This window comes from Candidatus Avoscillospira sp. LCP25S3_F1 (assembly GCF_052117125.1).
Classification (GTDB): Bacteria; Bacillota; Clostridia; order Oscillospirales; family Oscillospiraceae; genus Avoscillospira_A.
Genome location: NZ_JBQKJT010000002.1, coordinates 34,343 through 51,176, shown reverse-complemented (window position 1 = coordinate 51,176; position 16,834 = coordinate 34,343). Strand labels below are relative to the sequence as shown.

Here is a 16,834-nt window from a genome sequence, read left to right as displayed (position 1 = left end):
GATTGGAGGTAGCCGCTATGATCTTCTTTTGCTTTTCCAGTAAGGATCGGCTTCAAATCGTGGAAGCCATGCTTTTTCATATAACAAATTATGAATTGCCAGTTTGGTATGACAGACATAAGATGCTTATGGGCGATAATCGCGATTACAAAAATTTTGATGAAGGGGTTGATCAGTGCGAATATGCTATCATCATCGTCAGTCCAAACGCCATAGCATCGATATGCGCACAGGAAGAGATGGAACTAATCCGCAAACGCTATGAAGCAGGCGAAATGACAGTATTTCCCGTATTCTACAACCTGAAAGCCAGTGAACTTCCTATTCAACTCCAGTGGATGACAAAATTGGTTTATAAAGAACTGGATACAAGCACAGACGCACACGGTGCGTGTAATCATATTATTTGTCGTGTTCTCTTGGATGAACTTGAGAAGTACAGGATCAAATCCATTAACGATTTTTTTGCATTCTGCGGAAATAACTCTGCTTTGAGCTATCCCGCCAAACTACTTAAAGCCTATTGCAAGGTGAGTGATGACAATAGAGATGCACAAATCACCCTACTGTACGCTGTGTGCCTATACATCCGAACACAATACAATTTAAACGATGTACCAGCATTTTACTATGTAGGTATAGATCGCCTATTTGACGAAACGCGCTTGCATCTTCCAGTTGATTTGCGGGAGACACTAATATTTGAGCGCCTAACACTTTTACTTACTAATGCGGTTCTTTTTGGGTATATCCCGTAAAATTGATATAATCAATTCAGAGAGTTTAGCAGGATCTCGCTCACTACGAAGCTTGTCTATTTTTTTAGACAAGTAGTAATATTGATTGATGTTATTCTTGACCTCTTTCCAAATCACTTCAGCTTCATATCCTGTGGCACCTACCGGGATAATAGCGAGTCCAGAGTGTTTTGCCAACTCATACTCCATATAGACGCCACGGCTAAAGTGCCCAGTTGCATCATAGCCACCTTCATCCGCTGTCGATTTGCTTTGCCCAAACATAAAAATGGCCGCACTGCAATCAGCTTGCATTATCTTGCGGTATCGAATTTTTGCATCCTCATTCAAAGACAAATGGAATGGGAATGGACGCATAGACAAATATCTAGACGTGTTGGTAATATTACGTTCGGCCAAATACTGATGAGCATAACCTGTAAGGAAGGTCCCAAGGCGTTTGCCAACACCAGTGGAAATGCGAAACCCATTCTCATAGAGATGTTGAACTAGCTCATATGAAAGATCGTCTGCAAAAGTATTGATCTCCTCGGGAACGGTGTCAAAGGCTCCTGATATAAATACCTTTTTTTCACGAACTTTTAAACTTAGTTGTGATATTAGCGTTGGAATGTCCTCTTTACGAACAGCCAAGCATTTTATATTATAACGTTTATGTAGATCCTCAAAGAAATATTGAGTTTTAGCAGTTACCCGTTCATCCACAAGCATAATTGCATAGTGGCAGCCACTTGCGGTCCCAAGATACTCCGTCAGGGAACTCAGACAATCAAGCACTAGAGCGTCAGAGAAACTATATCCGACAAAAAGAAAGGTGTTGGCAACTAATTCTTTTTTTAGAAACGTTAGAAAAAGTGGGTGTTTTTGGGCGTAATGCTCATAATCATCCTTTGTTACAATCATTTGCGTTGGCGCGGAAATGTCGCCATTCATTTTATAAACACTGATCTTAGTATCTCGCGAAATTGAAGCTAAATCTATGTCATTGACAATAGAATTATATCCAATATATCGTTTATCAAGGCCATTTTCAATCAATCTATCATAGTTAGTTGTCCAAATGCTACTGAATGGGATTCCAAGCAAATTGTTTAAAATATCGCCTGGTTCAGCAAGTTGGTTAATGGCTTTATTAAACAGTTGGCGCAATTCAGCATCACTATGGCGGTTCGAGTAGTATTGCGCAATTGAAAAGAGGTCAGTGTCATCGCCCATATCGATACCAAGCTCTTCCGCGCAGGGAGCAAGGAGAGCAGCCCAACTAGGGAAACCAGATTCCCTGGACACTCCGCTTCCTAGAAACAAAGACGCATCACCACTAATCACTTTCTCTGCATATTTGTTAAGAAAGTGATCCATATCTTTTTTAGTTTCTTCTAAGAGCTTGATCAAGATAGGATTCCTTTTCCCCACTATATGTATACCTCCTACCCACAAAGGATAATTCGGGATTATCCGTTATTTAGGGATATTATATCACAAATTCAATAAATTTCCAACGCTTTTTGTGATGCATTTCAGGATTTCTCATCTATATATTGTGGACATAATGGGAAATTAAAGACATACCGTTTAGGAGTACGGTGTACCATTTCGTAAATTATTCATATCATATCTTCCCATGTTGTTTCTCCGCAAATTGTGCTGCCTGGAGGTAGGTCAATTTGCACAAATTCCCCTGAAACATGCTGTCTTACAACGGTTTTTCAAATGTCGTATTAGCAAGGTATTAGCAGGAACCCCTTGTGACAGGGGGCTTCCAGGGGCCATTTCAAAATGATATTAGCACAGAGGGAGGATAATCTTATGAGCACCAACACACCCAACGAAAAAGGGACGCCCCAAAGTAGAACATACACCGAGAATGACATTGCAGCCATTCTCGGTATCGGCCGCGCTTCAGCCTATAAGCTTGCCAACTCCGGATTGTTCAAGACGATCCGCATCGGCAACATGATCCGCATCTCCCAAAAGTCCTTTGAGGATCGGCTGAAGTCAGAGGGGCTGGACGACGAAATGGAATAGGAGCGTAGAACCGCCGCAGGCTGTAAAGCTGCAGCGGTCAAGCTCAGACACCTTAACTTAACTCTTGGCTGGAGTTGAAGAATACCGCAAGAGTATATATCAAGTTGCGCTAGTATCTAAATGATGCGGCATATCACCAATTACAATGGTTTGATTTTCTTCATCCCAAAAATAATAAATTCTCAAACAATAGCGACGATCCTTGTTAGATCCCTTTCCCAAATGTCGGTCTAGCTTTCGCTTTTTTCCCCGATATACTACAAAATAGGTATCTCCGTGCATACCAGCAGCAGTATCAGTAATCGCTCCACTTTCTTCTAGGCCTGAATCTACTTGTTTGCAATCCACCCAAAAAGCTTCATAGCTTTTTAAGCCAATGCAATAATCGTAATAAGATGTGGCAAGTAGTTTAAGACACTTGTATACGAGCGCTGGGTCGGAATAAATAGCAGATTTTAAACTCCTGGCTGCCCTGGCATGTAAAAAAAGTTTGTCTGGATAATAGCTATTAATCCAATCTCCTATATCCAAATATGTGCCATCTTCAGGAATTTTTTCATCGGCATATTCATCGCTCAAATTTTTGAGCGAATCTCTAAGTACAGCAATTTGTGCTTTAAGATTTCTGATCAACTGTTGCTGTTGATTATTTTCATCGGCGCAAGTCTCATAGTCTTTTGCATATGAATCTGCTAAAGCAATATTTTCGTCACATTGCTTTTGTAACTGCTCTATTTGCGCTTTGTATGATGCAATTAATTCATCTGAACCCTGTTTACCACTATATTGTTGTTGCAAATACTCCTGATAAGATTTCAGATAAAATTTAATGCCTTGATCTTCCCATAGAATATGCCGAGCTAATGTAAATGTCTGAATATATTCTACAATTTCAGACATGCAATAATTTGAAACATCTGGTCCAATTGCATTTCGCAGGCGGATTCTTTGCTGTGTCGCTAATGGATGACGATAGGGATCTGACTCAACAAAAGAAAGATTAGGGTAGTATGTCCGTACGGCTCCATTAAAAGCGGACCACTGCTGTCCAACACATTCTGTTAGGTATTCATTCGCTTCAGCAGATATAATAAATACATGTGCTACACCAGACAAAGCCTTAGCTATTTGGGTAGCATCCATCATATAGCCATCACTGACAGAGTCATCTGATTGATTGCACGGTGTTAAAATAATTGCTGGGAGTTGCCGTTTTGGATTTTCGAGAAGTGAAAGAAAATCATCTACATCTTTTTTTGATAACAATAGATGCGGCTGATTGGAAATATTAATAATATCAGAGATCCCAATATGCTCAATAATCAACTGTACAAACTGTGGACAACTAAAAGGAACATCTTCTGTACATGATTGAAGTGAAGTCACTGAGACTCTAACTGAAAAAATATATTCATTTTCAGACTTATGTAATTGGGTATCAACAATCCACATGCGTCCAGGAACAGAAACATCTGGATGTGCAGCTCTAAAAACGAAGTATTTTGTTTCAGGATTATAAATTATACCAATCTCATTGCCGTCTCTCTTGTCGTCAAGAGATGTTTTTACGTATGGCATTTGTCGAAAGATTTTTGCAAATTTTCGTTTAGCCCATTCGTATATGATATTGCTAGCACGCTCAAAAGCAGCTTCATCAGTCATCTCAGTTGGGTTAAGCCTTGCTAAAAGTTGATAACTTCGTCTTAAATATGAAGACGATAATTGAACTGCCATATAATATCTCCTCACTTTTTTTAAGTAAATACCTTGCTTCGCTATCAGATTTTTCTATTTCGGAGAAAAGAAATCCTGATGAACAAAATACTGATTTATCAAGTACGGAAGGATCAAATCTATCCCATCAAGCCCCCGCAGGGGCCAGACGGACTGGACGGGAGTGGATGCCGGAGAACACTACTATGTCCGCAACATCAAGAAATATTTGCTGGCTGCCCTGTATAACGCCCCGGCCACCATTGACAGCTACTTGCATCCCTGGTGAGCCACGACCTCTACGGCAGAGGAGAAAGGAGATGACACATCATGCAGGAAAAAGTCATCCTCGCTTAGTGTTAGGATGGTTGCTAGTTCCAGCCATAGAATATTTGATTCCCATTATTTCTAAATTTGACATAACGGAAAGTTTAGGATGTGCTGTTTAGTAATACGGCCTACTAATCCGTAAATTGTAATACCTGTAGATAAGTCAATTTTTAAAATTTCTTAAAGTCGATTTGCCCATGCGGTAAGAGCACCTGCAATGTTTTTCTCTCTAAACCAAGATGGATTTTCAAAATCTGCAGAATAGAGAAATGAATTTAATGTTCCACGGTCAAAAATTCCTCTTGAAACACTGGAATCATGAATGACAAGTAAGGGCATATTTAAGCTATAAGCTAATGCTGTTTCTATATGGTTCCATTCTGTTCCAAGGCTTATTGGCCCTCGAATAGGCTCATTTTTGATGATGCCAGACTCTACTATGATTTGGGGATATCCCAGAATAATTGTTCCAATACATGATTTCATCAAAGTAATAACTTCATCTAAAGGCGAATTGGTTGGATAATCAGTAGTCCCAAGTGTTCGGGGAGTAAAATTTTGATTTCTCAAAAACTCAATAAAATCGTCTAATCCTTCCTTGTATTTCGGAGCTATCCAATTCGGCCTACTTAGAAAAATATTTCTCATTTTCAATCTCCATTCTGTAGTTAGAGTATCAACATAAATTGGCATAAAAAAATACCAAACAGTGACAAGATTTCTAGGTTTATAGTTTGATTACGTTTGAATAGGAGAATTCTGGTTTCTCATACACACCTCTCAAGATCAAGGAAAGATTCTGTGATACTACGATGGTTTATTTTTCAATCAAAATACATTTGCTCTTGAGTAATGTTTTCCTATTTTTGTTACCTTCTTAAACTTCCTATTATTGCTAAACCGCGAATTCCATAATGAAATACACCAGACAGCACGATGTAGTATGTCAGCTGCTCATAGTATATCTCAATCTATGAGCAGCATCAATGGAAAATTGTAATTATTTGTGGAACTCACCCGAAATATGTCTCATATATTTTTCTAACATTTTATACCAAACATTTCTGGACAGGCAAGCCCAGAGAGAGAATTACCAAAGGATATGATAGGAAAAAGACTGCGTGTGGAACTGTTACAGCAATTCCTCTTTTCGACGTAGGTACACCCGTATCCGTGCGATCTGCTGCTGATCTTTAGAGTTAAAATCTTCCTTATAACAGCAGGCTGACTCCAGCAGCTTTTCAAATAAACTCTCTGGCGTGGGGCAGCAAACTACCTCGCACCAATTTTTTGCAGCATTATCCCAAAGCATCAGAGATTTTTCGTGGCTTGTTTGCACCACTTCTATATCTTGATTGTCACGCAGATAATCTTCGAATAGTTTTAGCACAGATTCATCGTTCAGCATGATCGAAATTTTCTTTTCATAGTTGAAGCGTCTCATGCCCATAGTATCTGCCTTTTTTCAACTTACGCAAAGATAGGGAAAAAGAAAAGCACTGGGAGGGAAGCGCCAATGTGTGCTCCCTTCCGGTGCGGCATCTATGGTCTGCTTAATACAAAGCTTTAAAATCGGCATAAAAGACGACCTGGGCCTCGCTCCAGATGATGGTGGTACAGTGGGTATGTTGTGCCAATATAAGAGTAACTGATTTCCTTGCAACGAGGGGACTTAACGTGGGTGATAGAGGTCGGTTGATATCGATTCTGCAAATCAATTTTGTATCAATAGATTGACATGTATAAAAAAATAAAATAAACTTAGTGACAACAAAAAATACATTCTTCCAAATACTTAGAATATAAAGAAGGCGGAACTGTATGAAAAAAATAGTATTGTTCTTACTTGCTTTAGCAATGTTGTTGTCAGGATGCCAAGTGGAACGGTATGTTCCACCGGATTATAGCGCACACGCCTACACGGAGGAAGACCGCTATGTTACGCTTCTTGCTGATCTGGAATCTGTGAATGGAGAACAGCCATGCTTTGTAACACGTGAGAATCCGGCAGATTTGGTCAACCAATACAATGAAAGCAGTTCAGAAAGCTCCGTATATGATATGCGTTGGTGCGACGTATCTGATATGAATATTAGCGCCATAACAAATTTAGAAGATATTTCTTTTACCAACACAACAATTTGGCCGGATGAATTGCCGTCGGGATTTGACCCCGATGCAATTCTTGAATTTAATAAAAATCCGGGCCTGGGGATTCGTGCCCTCCATGAAGATGGTATTACCGGGGCGGGGATTGGTATTGCAATTATCGATCAGGCATTATTACTGACGCATGAACAGTATGAAGATAATCTAATGCTATACGAAAAAATCCATAGCCACGACAGTTTTGCGCAAATACATGGCGGAGCCGTAGCCAGTTTGGCCGTTGGCAAAGACATTGGGGTAGCACCGGATGCCAAACTCTACTATATTGCCAGTACGTTTGGCCATTATGGAGAGAATTATGAAGAGTTTGATGCATCTATTATTGCTGACTGCATCTTGCGGATCATTGAACTGAATAAGAATTTACCGAGTGACTCCAAAATCCGGGTCATATCGATTTCAAGGGGATATTCTCCAGAGGACAATGGTTATGAAGAGCTGATGGATGCAATTGAACGGGCCGACAGGGACAATATTTTTGTAATTACTACATCTCTTGGGGAATTTTATGATATAGATATCTGCGGTTTAGGCAGAGACTACTGGTCAGACCCTGACAATATTCAATCTTATTATCCATCTGACTGGTATGCGGAAAACTTTTTTGCCAATCCAGCGCGGTTTACCAACGCCATTTTCGTCCCCATGGATTCCAGAACACTTGCAGACGCCGCAGGCCCTAGAGAATATCAGATTGCTCATGAAGGCGGTTTGAGCTGGGCGGTTCCGTGGTTGGCAGGACTTTATGCTTTGTGCTGTCAAGTAAAGTCTGACTTGACACCAAATGAGTTTTTGGAGGCCGTCATGTCTACCGCTGTGTATCATGAGATTGAACACGATAATAGTATGTACCAACTGGGGCCTATTGTAAATCCAGCTGAAACTGTTAATCTTTTAAAGAATAGCTGAGTATATAAAAATTGTATGTATACCGTATGATAAAAGGTTTTCTAGACAATTTAACATATGCTTTGGCAAAATAACGTTCCAATTTACAAAAGAAACGCGCCGGCAAGGAAACTACAGATTTATGGTTTCCTTGCCGGTGCAGTGTATATAGTCAGTCCAATGCAGAGCTTAATTTATCAGGCAATCAGACATGCTCTGGCCTGCGCCGCAGAATGTGTAATCTTTCCGCGTACATACCATGCGGCCTCCACCCACTCCCGCTCTGAAAAAGCGGCAAGGGCAACATCCCGCAGCTGCGGAAAATACAGGCTGGTTTTAGGCAGGAAGCGCAGATCGGAAATATAATTGCAATGCTTCTGCCGGGCCAATAACTCTAACAATTCCATCAGGTACCTCCATAAAAGTTCGGTCTGCCGACATCTGCAAAATATTCCTGACCGGTAATAACCACGCCGCCGCTGGGGGTGCAGTGGACGATTAGAACATTACCGTTATCATCATGACCGGCCACGATGCCCACATGGCTGTCATCGGCGTAGAAGACGAGATCGCCGGGCTGGGCCTCGCTCCAGGAGATAGGGGAACAGTAGGTGTGCTGCATCGCTGCACTGCCTGTCATGACCGGCTCGCCGCTGGTGGCATTGTAGAACACCCAGGAGACAAAGCCGCTGCAATCCAGGCCGTAGGGCCGGTAGGTGCCGGTGGTGCTGCTCCCTGCGGCGGTAACTTTCATCAACTGTCCCCAGCGGGAATCCCAGCCAATGACCTGGGATTTGCCGCCCCAGAAATATCCCACTTTGCCGACAAGGGAACAGGCGGCGCGGACAACGGATTTCCGTTCCAGCGTTAAATCCTCCGGCAGACTGCCCAGTACAGCTTCGGCATCTGCGGTGATTTGTCCCAGACTGCCAATGAGTTCCTGGAGCATGGCCCGGTTGGCCAGCAGCTCCTGGAGCATCTGCTGTTGCTGTTCTGTAAAGCTGTATTCTGCCGCCATATCCTCGGCGCTTTTGGCTGTGATGGTGATATCCAACACATACCTGGTTTCGCCGCTGTCGTCCTCCACCTCCCGCACTTCCTGGGAAATGGTGGTCATATCCCAGAACACCGCTTTCAGCCGGTCGATACGGTTGGCGTCCAATGTGACCACATCGGTGGCGTTGGTTTCACTGCTGCCGGTCACTTTGACTGCAAAGACGGCCACGACTTCCACCCAGTCGGCGGCGCTGCCGCTGACGGTCACATCATCATAGCGCTCGTCGCTTTGCAGGTCAGCCAAAGTCTGATTGAAAGAAAAGCTGATTTGCCCCACGGCCACAGACAGCGGAACGCCGCCTGCTGCGGAGCCCTCGCCGGAGAAAACAATGCCAAAAGGGGAGGCGGCAATGGCGGCCACCACCAGGAGACACAGCAGCACGATCAGCAGCACCGTACTGCTGCTGGCAGCAAGAAGGGCCTGCACAGCAGCTACAACAGTTCGGCCCACCGCCATAGTCAACCGTACAGCAATCCGTCCGACTTTTTTTGAAGCCAGGGCGGTTCGTTTTGCAGTCCGTCTTGCCAGTTCCTTTTGTGCTTTCCGCCGCGCAGCGGCTTTGGCCCGCTGTGCCGGGGAAAGCTTTTTTGCAGGCGCTCTGCCGCCAATTTTGGCAGACGGGGCCAATTTTGGCGCGACAGTCTTATATCGGAAGTTACTGCCCGCCGTCTGCCGAAATTGGGGGGTACTTGGGCCGGACTGCCGCTGTACCAACCTGAACCTGCTTGTTTGCTGCGGCGTCCGAACAGTCTGACCCGTGGTCATTCGGTACGGAGCGCCGCGGTTGTCTGCGGTGGGGGAATGGAGGGGACTCTCTCTGCTCTGGCTCTGAAAGGGTGGAGGACTGCTCTGCGCTGGCCGGGCCACAGACGGGGCATGATCATGACCTGCTGGTGGTGTGGGCCGGTTGACTTCAGTGGGGAAATTCTGCTGCCTGGCTTCCAACCGGTAAGATTGCTCCCACGTCTCAAATGTTTGCTGTTCAGCGTTTTGAGCGCTGGCCTGCCTGGTGTTTTGAATGGCTGCTTGTCTGCGCCGCTCTGCGACTGGATTCTCTGTATATTGTGTTATTTTGGATTTTTCGACACTATATGTTGTGGATAAATCGGTGGAGCGTGTGGAAAAGCGCTGTGTATTCTGAGTGATATTCGACACAGACAGTGCGTGTTCATAACTTGTATCAGGCGGCGTACTGCGCGAATCGGAAACAAGCTCCCAAACAGGTGCCTCTCCGTGTGCCGGGATGGGCGATTCCACAGTAGGCGGCGGTGCTGTGTCGTAGCTACTGGGAGTGTTTTGTCGGCGTTGCTTGAAAAACCGGGCTTTCGCTTTTCGGATGGCAAGGCTGCCTGCTGCTTCCGCTGCACGTTTTTCTGCATCCTCTACTTTGTCGGTGGCATAGCGCACCGGACCTTTTTGGTCCGGTGCGCTGCGTTCTTCCTGCTGCGGCTTTCTGCGTGGTACATCTGCCGCCTGCCGTGGTACGAAGCCCTCGGTGCGGACTTTGAGCTTGTCCATGGCAGGCCGTTCTTTCAGATTGGCCATGGCTTATCCCTCGCCCGGTTTGGTGGTAAGGAGCCGGTACAGTTCCGTATTTTGCGGAATCTCATTGACAAAAGGCACCAGCGTACCACCCACCCGCATCAGGCCGTGGCCGACTGCGGCGTTTTCCACATAGCTCATCTGTACGTCGGAAGCCCGGAGCAGTTTGGCCAGTTCCTCCCGGTCCGGCGGGGCCTGGTTGAACAGCAGCAGAAATTCCGAGTTTGACAGCATGGACTTGGCCACATCCGATTGGAGACACTCCGTCACATTCTGGGTGATGCCGGTCATCATAGCGCCGTATTTGCGGAACCGCTTCCAGCACTTATGCAGAAAATCGCCGCTGAACTGGTTGACGCTGCTCTGGCCGCTGCCGGAGCCGCTGGCAAAGAACAGATAGATTTCATCAATGTAGATATGGGTGAACCGTCCACGGGCGCGATTCCGAATAACGCGGTTGAAAATGGCGTCCAGCATAATCAGCAGGCCCACCGGCTTGAGGCTTTCACCCAGATCGTGAATGTCAAAACAGAGGATGCGGCTGTTGGTATTGATGGTGGTCTGATGGGCGAATACATCCAGATTGCCGTGGGAATACATCTCCAGCACCAATGCCAGCTCATGGGCCGCAGGCAGCGTCTGCCGCATGAGATCGTCGTGGAGTTCTTTCAGCGTCGGCGGCTGGGTGCGATAGCCGCTCTTGATGTATTCCCGATAGATATTGGACATGCAGCGGTCAATAATGGATTTTGCACCGGCGTCCACCTTGCCCGGCCCCATCAGCTGCTCAAACAGAGACATGACAAAATCGCATTTCAATACCAGCGGCTTTGCACCCTCGCTATAGCCTTCAGTCAAATCCATGGCGTTGATGTGGCCGCCCTCGCTGCCGGAAGCAGAAATAGTGACCACCTCGCCGCCCAGCGCACGGATGAGGGGGCCATATTCCCGTTCCGGGTCTACCACAATAATATCATGATTTGTAGTGAGGGCCACGGCGGCCTGTTCCCACTTGGCTGCCATGGATTTGCCGGAGCCGGAAACACCAAAGATAAAGCCGTTGCTGTTTTGCAGCTTTGCCCGGTTGCAGAGGATGATGTTGTTGGATACGGCGTTGCGTCCGTAGTAGATGCCGCCGTCCTCCTGCAGCTCCTGGGCACGGAACGGCACGAAAATGGCGGCGCTTTCCGTGGTGAGACTGCGCAGATTATAAATGCGCTGCAGGCCGTAGGGCAGCGCCGTATTCAGTCCGTCCTCCTGCTGATATTTCAGGATGGAGAGTTTACATCCCAATCCCTGCACAATGGACATCATCGAGGCCGTGTCCTGATTCAGCTGTTCCATGGTGTCGGCCATATGGGTGATGATTACCTGGGCCAGCATCAATTCCTGATTTCGATTGTGCAGGTCGTCAAACATTTCCGCAGAATCGTCCCGGGCCATCCGCAGCTGGTAGGGGATACTGGTGTTCAGACTGCCCTGGGCGCTGTGGCGCATATCGACGCGGTTGATGTCCGATTCAATGGCCATAATGCAATGCTGAATCGCTTTGGCGGCTTCGTCCGTGGGGATGGGCAGAATCTGAATGGAAATCATCATATTGCAGGGCAGATCACACAGCTGCATCAGCATTTCATCGTCGATATAACTGGCAAACTGTTTGAGAAACAGGACGCGGCCAACCCAGTCTCCTAGTTCATAGTGGTCTTTATAGAAGGTCATGCAGTCCGGGGCGATCTCGTCCCGGAAGTCGTGGCCGCTGCGCCGGATCTGCTCCAGGTCAAAGGAAAAGCAGCCGGTATCCTCCGGTCGGAAGAAGTCATGGAGCAGCCGCATTCGGTCGGCCAGACTGATATCCTGGATAGAGGAACCCAGACGGCACAGGTTTTTATTCAATTCCAGCCCAATGCGGCTGAAAAAGGACTGGGCTTCTTCGATAGTTTTTCGCTCCAGAGAGATGGTGACGTATTTCTCCTGCACAATATTGTGGCTGGATGCGGCGGCGTCCATGACGATGCGGTTGTATTCACGGCAGTAAATATCCTGGCTGCCGCCGGTGAGACGCAGCAGATTTTTCCGCTCAAATGCCCGATAGTCCAGGGCGCGATTGACCAGCGTGATGGTGGCCTGGGCCCGGGCGGGCAGGGCATTGAGAAAAATGCCGTACTGCTCTACGATACTTTTCTGCTGTTCCTGGCTGGCTACGGCATAATTGATGTCCCGGAAGCGCCAGCTTTTAGAATAGAGACCGGCCACAGCAAAAGTACCGTCCCCATACACATTTTTAATGGGAATGGACTGCTGAACGCTGCGGGGAATAAAGAATTTTTCACGGTTGGGGTTCTTGCCCTTGAACGGTTTGATCATTTCTTTCGGCCCTCCTTTTGTGGTAGCTGGGCGAGATAGCGGTTTTCTGACTTCCAGACCCGGTGGTTGCAGAGGAGAAAGCTGAATTTGAACCACGCCCAGAGAAACTTTTCCAACTTCATGCCGTTGTACTGAAAAAATCCGGCGATGGCAAAGGGGGATGCGCCGAGGATGCAGACCCAGCTGACGGTCTCCCGCCCGGCAAAGGGACTGAGCAGCATATACAGACCCACGGCAGCGCCGACAGCCAACACCGCACAGACAAACTGCCGCATGGTCAGTCCGAAAAAGATAGTTTCCTGATAATTCAGGATTTCCTTGTTGATTTTGACTTGGATGGCCATGGAATCACACTCCAAACATTTCTTTGGCGATGCGGTCGGACGCTTTGACCAGTCCCACCAGCACCAGCATATTAAAAATGGTCTCGGCCAGATAGGCCCAGACCTGGGTAATGACGGACGCTTCTTCGTCCACAATGGCCGGTGCCCCCGATGCAAAGGCAGAAAAGAGGATACAGGCCAGAATGATGACGGCCCCCTCCATGCAGACCCCGATAAAGCTGCGGAGAAAGGCTTTGCCGATAAAGGAAGTGGCTTCTCCGGCAAAGGAGGCCAGAGCGATGGGGGAGAGGGCGGCGTACATATAGAGTTTGAAAAACCGGCCATAGACCGTGAGAATCATGATAAAGGCCAGTACGGTGATAAAGAGACTGCCCAGCAGGGTAATCAGCCACAATGGGATGCTCTCCAGAAAACCGAGACTTTCGATGGCATCGATGATCTCCGCAGGCATGGCCACGCTGGCCCCATCTATGCCGCCGATACTGCCTGCGGCGGTGGCTACAATGCCGTTGCAGACGGCAAAAATCTGCATCATCCAGTCCAGACCATAGGAAATGCACAGCTTGGCCATGACAAAATGAATGAGGTGGCGGAGCATATACTCGGGCCGTTGGAAATCCCGGAAGCTGGAGGCGCTTCTGAAAATGGCAATGGCAAAGAACAGTACCAGCAGGCCATAACCCACGGCCTGCATCCCGCCGTTGATGGCCACAATGGTGTCCCAGACAGCGCCGCCCTTGAACGTCTGGGGCGACTGGGTCACCAGCCCCCAGAGCTCTTCCAGCCGGTCATTCCAGGTGGTAAAGGCGTTTTGCAGATTTTCTACAATCCAGTTGTTGTCCAAGTGAAATCACCTCGATTTCGTTGTGTTTTTACATAAAAAAATCTGGAAACCAGAAAGCGGTTTCCAGATTTGGATGAAATATTTTGTCCTTTTCGGTTGGTATTCCGGTTATGATTTCTACTGGTGTTTTGCGTCAGTGTTCTTCGTATAGATAGTGAACATCCAGGAAGAAGCCAAGCATCCCTTCAATTTGCCCGCGCGTGAGCATATCTTCTACCGGAAGATATTGCACATAACATTCTTCTCTTAAATACTGTTTTGCGGATGGCAAATCTACAATTTTTTCTTCGCCAGGGTCATCAATAAGATATTTTTTTAATCTGGCATTGGATGTAGGCCCCATAAGATGGTTGTTGTATAATCGTTGCCGTAAATTCTTTGTCCTGCCGACATACAGGCATACGCCTGTGTTTTGGTTAAAAATGGCGTAGACACCCGGAACCTCCGGGATGGAGGATGGTTTCATCTCACGAAAGAGCACCTTTGGTGTGCTTAACAATTGCTTGCAAATGCTGACTGCTGCATTGCACTTTTCCTGGAATGTATTCATTGGACAAACTCCTTATATTCAACCTGCAAACAGGGATTTGCATGACATATCTTACCATAAAGCAATGCAGCAGTAAACACGCTGCAAAAAGCTGGACTGCTCTGACCGGCAGCTGGATTGTCTGCCAACAATCCAACTGCCGGTAACTGTCAGATGGCTCCGATGGTGGTGAGAATCTCCTTGGCAAAAGCAATCATCAACCCACCGAACAGGCACAGGAAACCCTGGGTGCGCTGGCTGGCGTCGTGGGACTGGATGCTCATGCCCACCTGTACGATGCCCCAGCCGAGGATGATAACGCCCACGGCCTTGATGATGGAAAAGACAAAGTCGGACAGATTGGTGATGATGGCCAGCGGATCATCGGCGGCCATGGCCGGGATTGTGCAGAGCAGCACCGTCCATGCACACAGAGCCGCAGAGAAATAGCGGCGGCGCAACGTGCCGGTGGCGAGGGGTTTACGGGTCTTGTTCGGGATGTTCAGAATCTTCTTCATAGTCGTTATCCTCCATAAATTCAATGGTACGCAGGGACTGGAACTCGAAGGGCAGGTCGCCCAGCTCATACGGTTCCCGTGCCCGCTTGTGGATGTAGGGTTTGGCACCGCCGTCAGCGGTGTACTGCACATTGGGGTGCTGAAGCAGGTCATACTTTTTGTCGAGAATGGGCTTTTCGCCGCGAATGAGCAGAATACAGTCGTTGGTATCCAGCAACCGGATCTCCTCCTGTGTCATCAGTTCGCGGCCCACCTGTTGGAAATTGGTGGAGCTGGAACCGTTGTGGCCACGGCTGCGGCTGGTGGTGCGGATATCCAGCGTTTCCTTGCCCAGCAGCTTGCTCATAAATTCCAGAGAGGACGTTTCATTGCCTGCACCGAGAAACAAAAGGGTGTCACAGTTGCCGATGATGGTTTCCCATTCCTTTTCGTACAGGCTTTTGATCTGTCCAATGTTCTGGACAATGATGTTGAGACCAATGTTATAGCTGCGGCAGGTGGCCAGAATCTTGGGGTAGCTGTCGGGCAGGGGCACATTGGCCCATTCGTCCTGAATGACCCGAACCGGCACAGGGAGTTTGCCGTTGTACTTTTCATCGGCCACCCGGTACAGCTCCTGAAAACATTGGGTGTAAAGCATACCCACCAGATAGTTCATGCTGCCGTCGGCCACGGGAGTGACGCAGAAGATGGCACGCCTGCGTTCGCCCAGAGAGCCGAAGTCCATGTCATCCCGGGCGGTCATGGCTGCAAACTGCGGCATGGCCAGAGCGGCCAGACGGACGGCGGCAGATACCAGAATGCTTTTGGCAGTCTTACCGGCGGCCTGTTTGAAAATGCGATATTGACGCACCGCCGGATGGTTGGGCTTCTCCATTTCCAGCTCTGCAAACAGCAGATCGACAGGGCTGGCATAGTCCTCATCCTCCTCTTTCACCTGAGCGCACTCAATCAGAAAGGTCAGCATTTCCAACGTCTGCTCATGGGGCGGGGCCTCATAGAGCAGGTACAGCATCAGCGCAGAATCCAATGCAATTTCCGCTTTTTCCCAGAATGGGTCAGAGTTATTGGCGTTCTTGGGTGTGGTGTTGCGGATGAGGTTGTCCATGAGTTTCAGCACATCGGCTTCATTGCGTATATAGACGAAGGGGTTGTATCCGTCCGATTGGCTGGGGACATTCAAATTGAATACCACAATGTCATAGCCACTGTCTTTCAGCAGCTGGCCCACGGAACGCAGCAGCTCTCCCTTGGGATCGCTGATGATGTAGGAGCAATTCAGACTGAGTAATCCCGGTTTACAAAAGAACCGAGTTTTGCCGGAACCGGAGCCGCCGACGATCAAAATGTTGAGATTTCGTCGGTGTTTGTAGCAGTCGAAGCTGATGCGGACATGGGCCGTCAGAATGATATTGTTTTCAAACGTCTGCAGGTCGGCATACTTGCGGCAGAGGGCCTGTGGATCGCCCCACTTGGCCGAACCATATTCCTCGCCGGGCCTGCGGTTCTGACGGGTGCTGTAGTACATGGAAATGGCCATGCCATATCCGGCAGCGGATTCACGAACGTCCGCTTGGAGTAAAATATCAGAGCCAGTTCTGGTATAAAGAAGATCGACAGAAATGGCGGGCCAAATACCCGGTGCCGCGCCAATACCAGAGTATCATGCAACTGATTTTGACCCAGAGTAATCTCTACCGGCTATATCTCCACTACTGTTATCTGCTGGGGGCTATCCCCAAGCGCCGGA

General features: G+C 47.5%; 15 protein-coding genes and 1 pseudogene. 4 read left to right on the top strand and 12 right to left on the bottom strand.

What is annotated here, in order from left to right:
• Nucleotides 1-17 precede the first annotated feature (17 nt).
• Nucleotides 18-758, top strand: a complete 741-nt coding sequence (locus ACTQ33_RS02015; RefSeq protein ID WP_441461700.1) for a toll/interleukin-1 receptor domain-containing protein — start codon at nt 18-20, stop codon at nt 756-758.
• On the opposite strand, the gene ACTQ33_RS02010 is transcribed toward ACTQ33_RS02015, so the two are convergent.
• A complete protein-coding gene (locus ACTQ33_RS02010) occupies nt 720-2,150 on the bottom strand; it encodes an SIR2 family protein (RefSeq protein ID WP_441461698.1) in 1,431 nt (476 codons plus the stop codon). The genes ACTQ33_RS02015 and ACTQ33_RS02010 overlap by 39 nt on opposite strands.
• 414 nt (nt 2,151-2,564) lie before the next feature.
• On the opposite strand from ACTQ33_RS02010, the gene ACTQ33_RS02005 reads away from it, so the two are divergent.
• Nucleotides 2,565-2,783 (top strand): helix-turn-helix domain-containing protein, encoded by a 219-nt coding sequence (locus ACTQ33_RS02005; RefSeq protein WP_441461697.1) that lies wholly within the window; start codon nt 2,565-2,567, stop codon nt 2,781-2,783.
• A gap of 99 nt (nt 2,784-2,882) precedes the next feature.
• On the opposite strand, the gene ACTQ33_RS02000 is transcribed toward ACTQ33_RS02005, so the two are convergent.
• Nucleotides 2,883-4,517, bottom strand: a complete 1,635-nt coding sequence (locus ACTQ33_RS02000) for a FlxA-like family protein (RefSeq protein ID WP_441461696.1) — start codon at nt 4,515-4,517, stop codon at nt 2,883-2,885.
• Nucleotides 4,518-4,704: 187 nt separating this feature from the next.
• On the opposite strand from ACTQ33_RS02000, the pseudogene ACTQ33_RS01995 reads away from it, so the two are divergent.
• Nucleotides 4,705-4,820: pseudogene (locus ACTQ33_RS01995) on the top strand (DUF6017 domain-containing protein); the annotation flags it as partial.
• Between the two features lie 186 nt (nt 4,821-5,006).
• Here ACTQ33_RS01995 and ACTQ33_RS01990 read toward each other — a convergent pair.
• Nucleotides 5,007-5,474, bottom strand: coding sequence for a hypothetical protein (locus ACTQ33_RS01990; protein ID WP_441461694.1), 468 nt, complete (start codon nt 5,472-5,474; stop codon nt 5,007-5,009).
• A gap of 484 nt (nt 5,475-5,958) precedes the next feature.
• Nucleotides 5,959-6,276, bottom strand: coding sequence for a hypothetical protein (locus ACTQ33_RS01985; protein ID WP_441461692.1), 318 nt, complete (start codon nt 6,274-6,276; stop codon nt 5,959-5,961).
• Nucleotides 6,277-6,647: 371 nt separating this feature from the next.
• Here ACTQ33_RS01985 and ACTQ33_RS01980 point away from each other — a divergent pair, with 371 nt between their 5' ends.
• A complete protein-coding gene (locus tag ACTQ33_RS01980) occupies nt 6,648-7,904 on the top strand; it encodes a S8 family serine peptidase (protein WP_441461690.1) in 1,257 nt (418 codons plus the stop codon).
• Nucleotides 7,905-8,080: 176 nt separating this feature from the next.
• Here ACTQ33_RS01980 and ACTQ33_RS01975 read toward each other — a convergent pair whose 3' ends face one another.
• The 8 genes from ACTQ33_RS01975 to ACTQ33_RS01940 all read right to left on the bottom strand — a co-directional run bounded on the left by ACTQ33_RS01975 (nt 8,081) and on the right by ACTQ33_RS01940 (nt 16,624).
• Entirely contained in the window at nt 8,081-8,290 is a 210-nt protein-coding gene (locus ACTQ33_RS01975) for a hypothetical protein (protein ID WP_441461688.1), read from the bottom strand.
• Nucleotides 8,290-9,396: a C40 family peptidase gene (locus ACTQ33_RS01970; protein WP_441461686.1), complete on the bottom strand. Its 1,107-nt coding sequence runs from the start codon at nt 9,394-9,396 to the stop codon at nt 8,290-8,292. Before ACTQ33_RS01970 ends, ACTQ33_RS01975 begins: the two co-directional genes overlap by 1 nt.
• A gap of 1,092 nt (nt 9,397-10,488) precedes the next feature.
• Entirely contained in the window at nt 10,489-12,849 is a 2,361-nt protein-coding gene (locus ACTQ33_RS01965; RefSeq protein WP_441461684.1) for a VirB4-like conjugal transfer ATPase, CD1110 family, read from the bottom strand.
• Entirely contained in the window at nt 12,846-13,193 is a 348-nt protein-coding gene (locus ACTQ33_RS01960; RefSeq protein ID WP_441461682.1) for a PrgI family protein, read from the bottom strand. The genes ACTQ33_RS01965 and ACTQ33_RS01960 overlap by 4 nt, the downstream gene beginning before the upstream one ends.
• Nucleotides 13,194-13,197: 4 nt before the next feature.
• Complete coding sequence (locus ACTQ33_RS01955) at nt 13,198-14,037, bottom strand: hypothetical protein (protein ID WP_441461680.1); 840 nt, start codon at nt 14,035-14,037, stop codon at nt 13,198-13,200.
• A 133-nt stretch (nt 14,038-14,170) separates the two neighbouring features.
• Nucleotides 14,171-14,587 (bottom strand): GIY-YIG nuclease family protein, encoded by a 417-nt coding sequence (locus ACTQ33_RS01950; RefSeq protein WP_441461678.1) that lies wholly within the window; start codon nt 14,585-14,587, stop codon nt 14,171-14,173.
• Nucleotides 14,588-14,736: 149 nt separating this feature from the next.
• The gene (locus ACTQ33_RS01945; protein WP_441461676.1) at nt 14,737-15,084 is read right to left on the bottom strand and encodes a glutamyl-tRNA amidotransferase; all 348 of its coding nucleotides are present in this window, start codon (nt 15,082-15,084) and stop codon (nt 14,737-14,739) included.
• Nucleotides 15,047-16,624: a VirD4-like conjugal transfer protein, CD1115 family gene (locus ACTQ33_RS01940; protein WP_441461674.1), complete on the bottom strand. Its 1,578-nt coding sequence runs from the start codon at nt 16,622-16,624 to the stop codon at nt 15,047-15,049. Before ACTQ33_RS01940 ends, ACTQ33_RS01945 begins: the two co-directional genes overlap by 38 nt.
• Between the last annotated feature and the right edge of the window lie 210 nt (nt 16,625-16,834).

Bases quoted from the DNA above. Each gene is read 5' to 3' on its own strand.
- ACTQ33_RS02015 (WP_441461700.1), top strand. From the start codon at position 18: ATGATCTTCTTTTGCTTTTCCAGTAAGGATCGGCTTCAAATCGTGGAA.
- ACTQ33_RS02005 (WP_441461697.1), top strand. From the start codon at position 2,565: ATGAGCACCAACACACCCAACGAAAAAGGGACGCCCCAAAGTAGAACA.
- ACTQ33_RS02000 (WP_441461696.1), bottom strand. From the start codon at position 4,517: ATGGCAGTTCAATTATCGTCTTCATATTTAAGACGAAGTTATCAACTT.
- ACTQ33_RS01990 (WP_441461694.1), bottom strand. From the start codon at position 5,474: ATGAGAAATATTTTTCTAAGTAGGCCGAATTGGATAGCTCCGAAATAC.
- ACTQ33_RS01985 (WP_441461692.1), bottom strand. From the start codon at position 6,276: ATGGGCATGAGACGCTTCAACTATGAAAAGAAAATTTCGATCATGCTG.
- ACTQ33_RS01980 (WP_441461690.1), top strand. From the start codon at position 6,648: ATGAAAAAAATAGTATTGTTCTTACTTGCTTTAGCAATGTTGTTGTCA.
- ACTQ33_RS01975 (WP_441461688.1), bottom strand. From the start codon at position 8,290: ATGGAATTGTTAGAGTTATTGGCCCGGCAGAAGCATTGCAATTATATT.
- ACTQ33_RS01970 (WP_441461686.1), bottom strand. From the start codon at position 9,396: ATGGCGGTGGGCCGAACTGTTGTAGCTGCTGTGCAGGCCCTTCTTGCT.
- ACTQ33_RS01965 (WP_441461684.1), bottom strand. From the start codon at position 12,849: ATGATCAAACCGTTCAAGGGCAAGAACCCCAACCGTGAAAAATTCTTT.
- ACTQ33_RS01960 (WP_441461682.1), bottom strand. From the start codon at position 13,193: ATGGCCATCCAAGTCAAAATCAACAAGGAAATCCTGAATTATCAGGAA.
- ACTQ33_RS01950 (WP_441461678.1), bottom strand. From the start codon at position 14,587: ATGAATACATTCCAGGAAAAGTGCAATGCAGCAGTCAGCATTTGCAAG.
- ACTQ33_RS01945 (WP_441461676.1), bottom strand. From the start codon at position 15,084: ATGAAGAAGATTCTGAACATCCCGAACAAGACCCGTAAACCCCTCGCC.
- ACTQ33_RS01940 (WP_441461674.1), bottom strand. From the start codon at position 16,624: ATGGCCATTTCCATGTACTACAGCACCCGTCAGAACCGCAGGCCCGGC.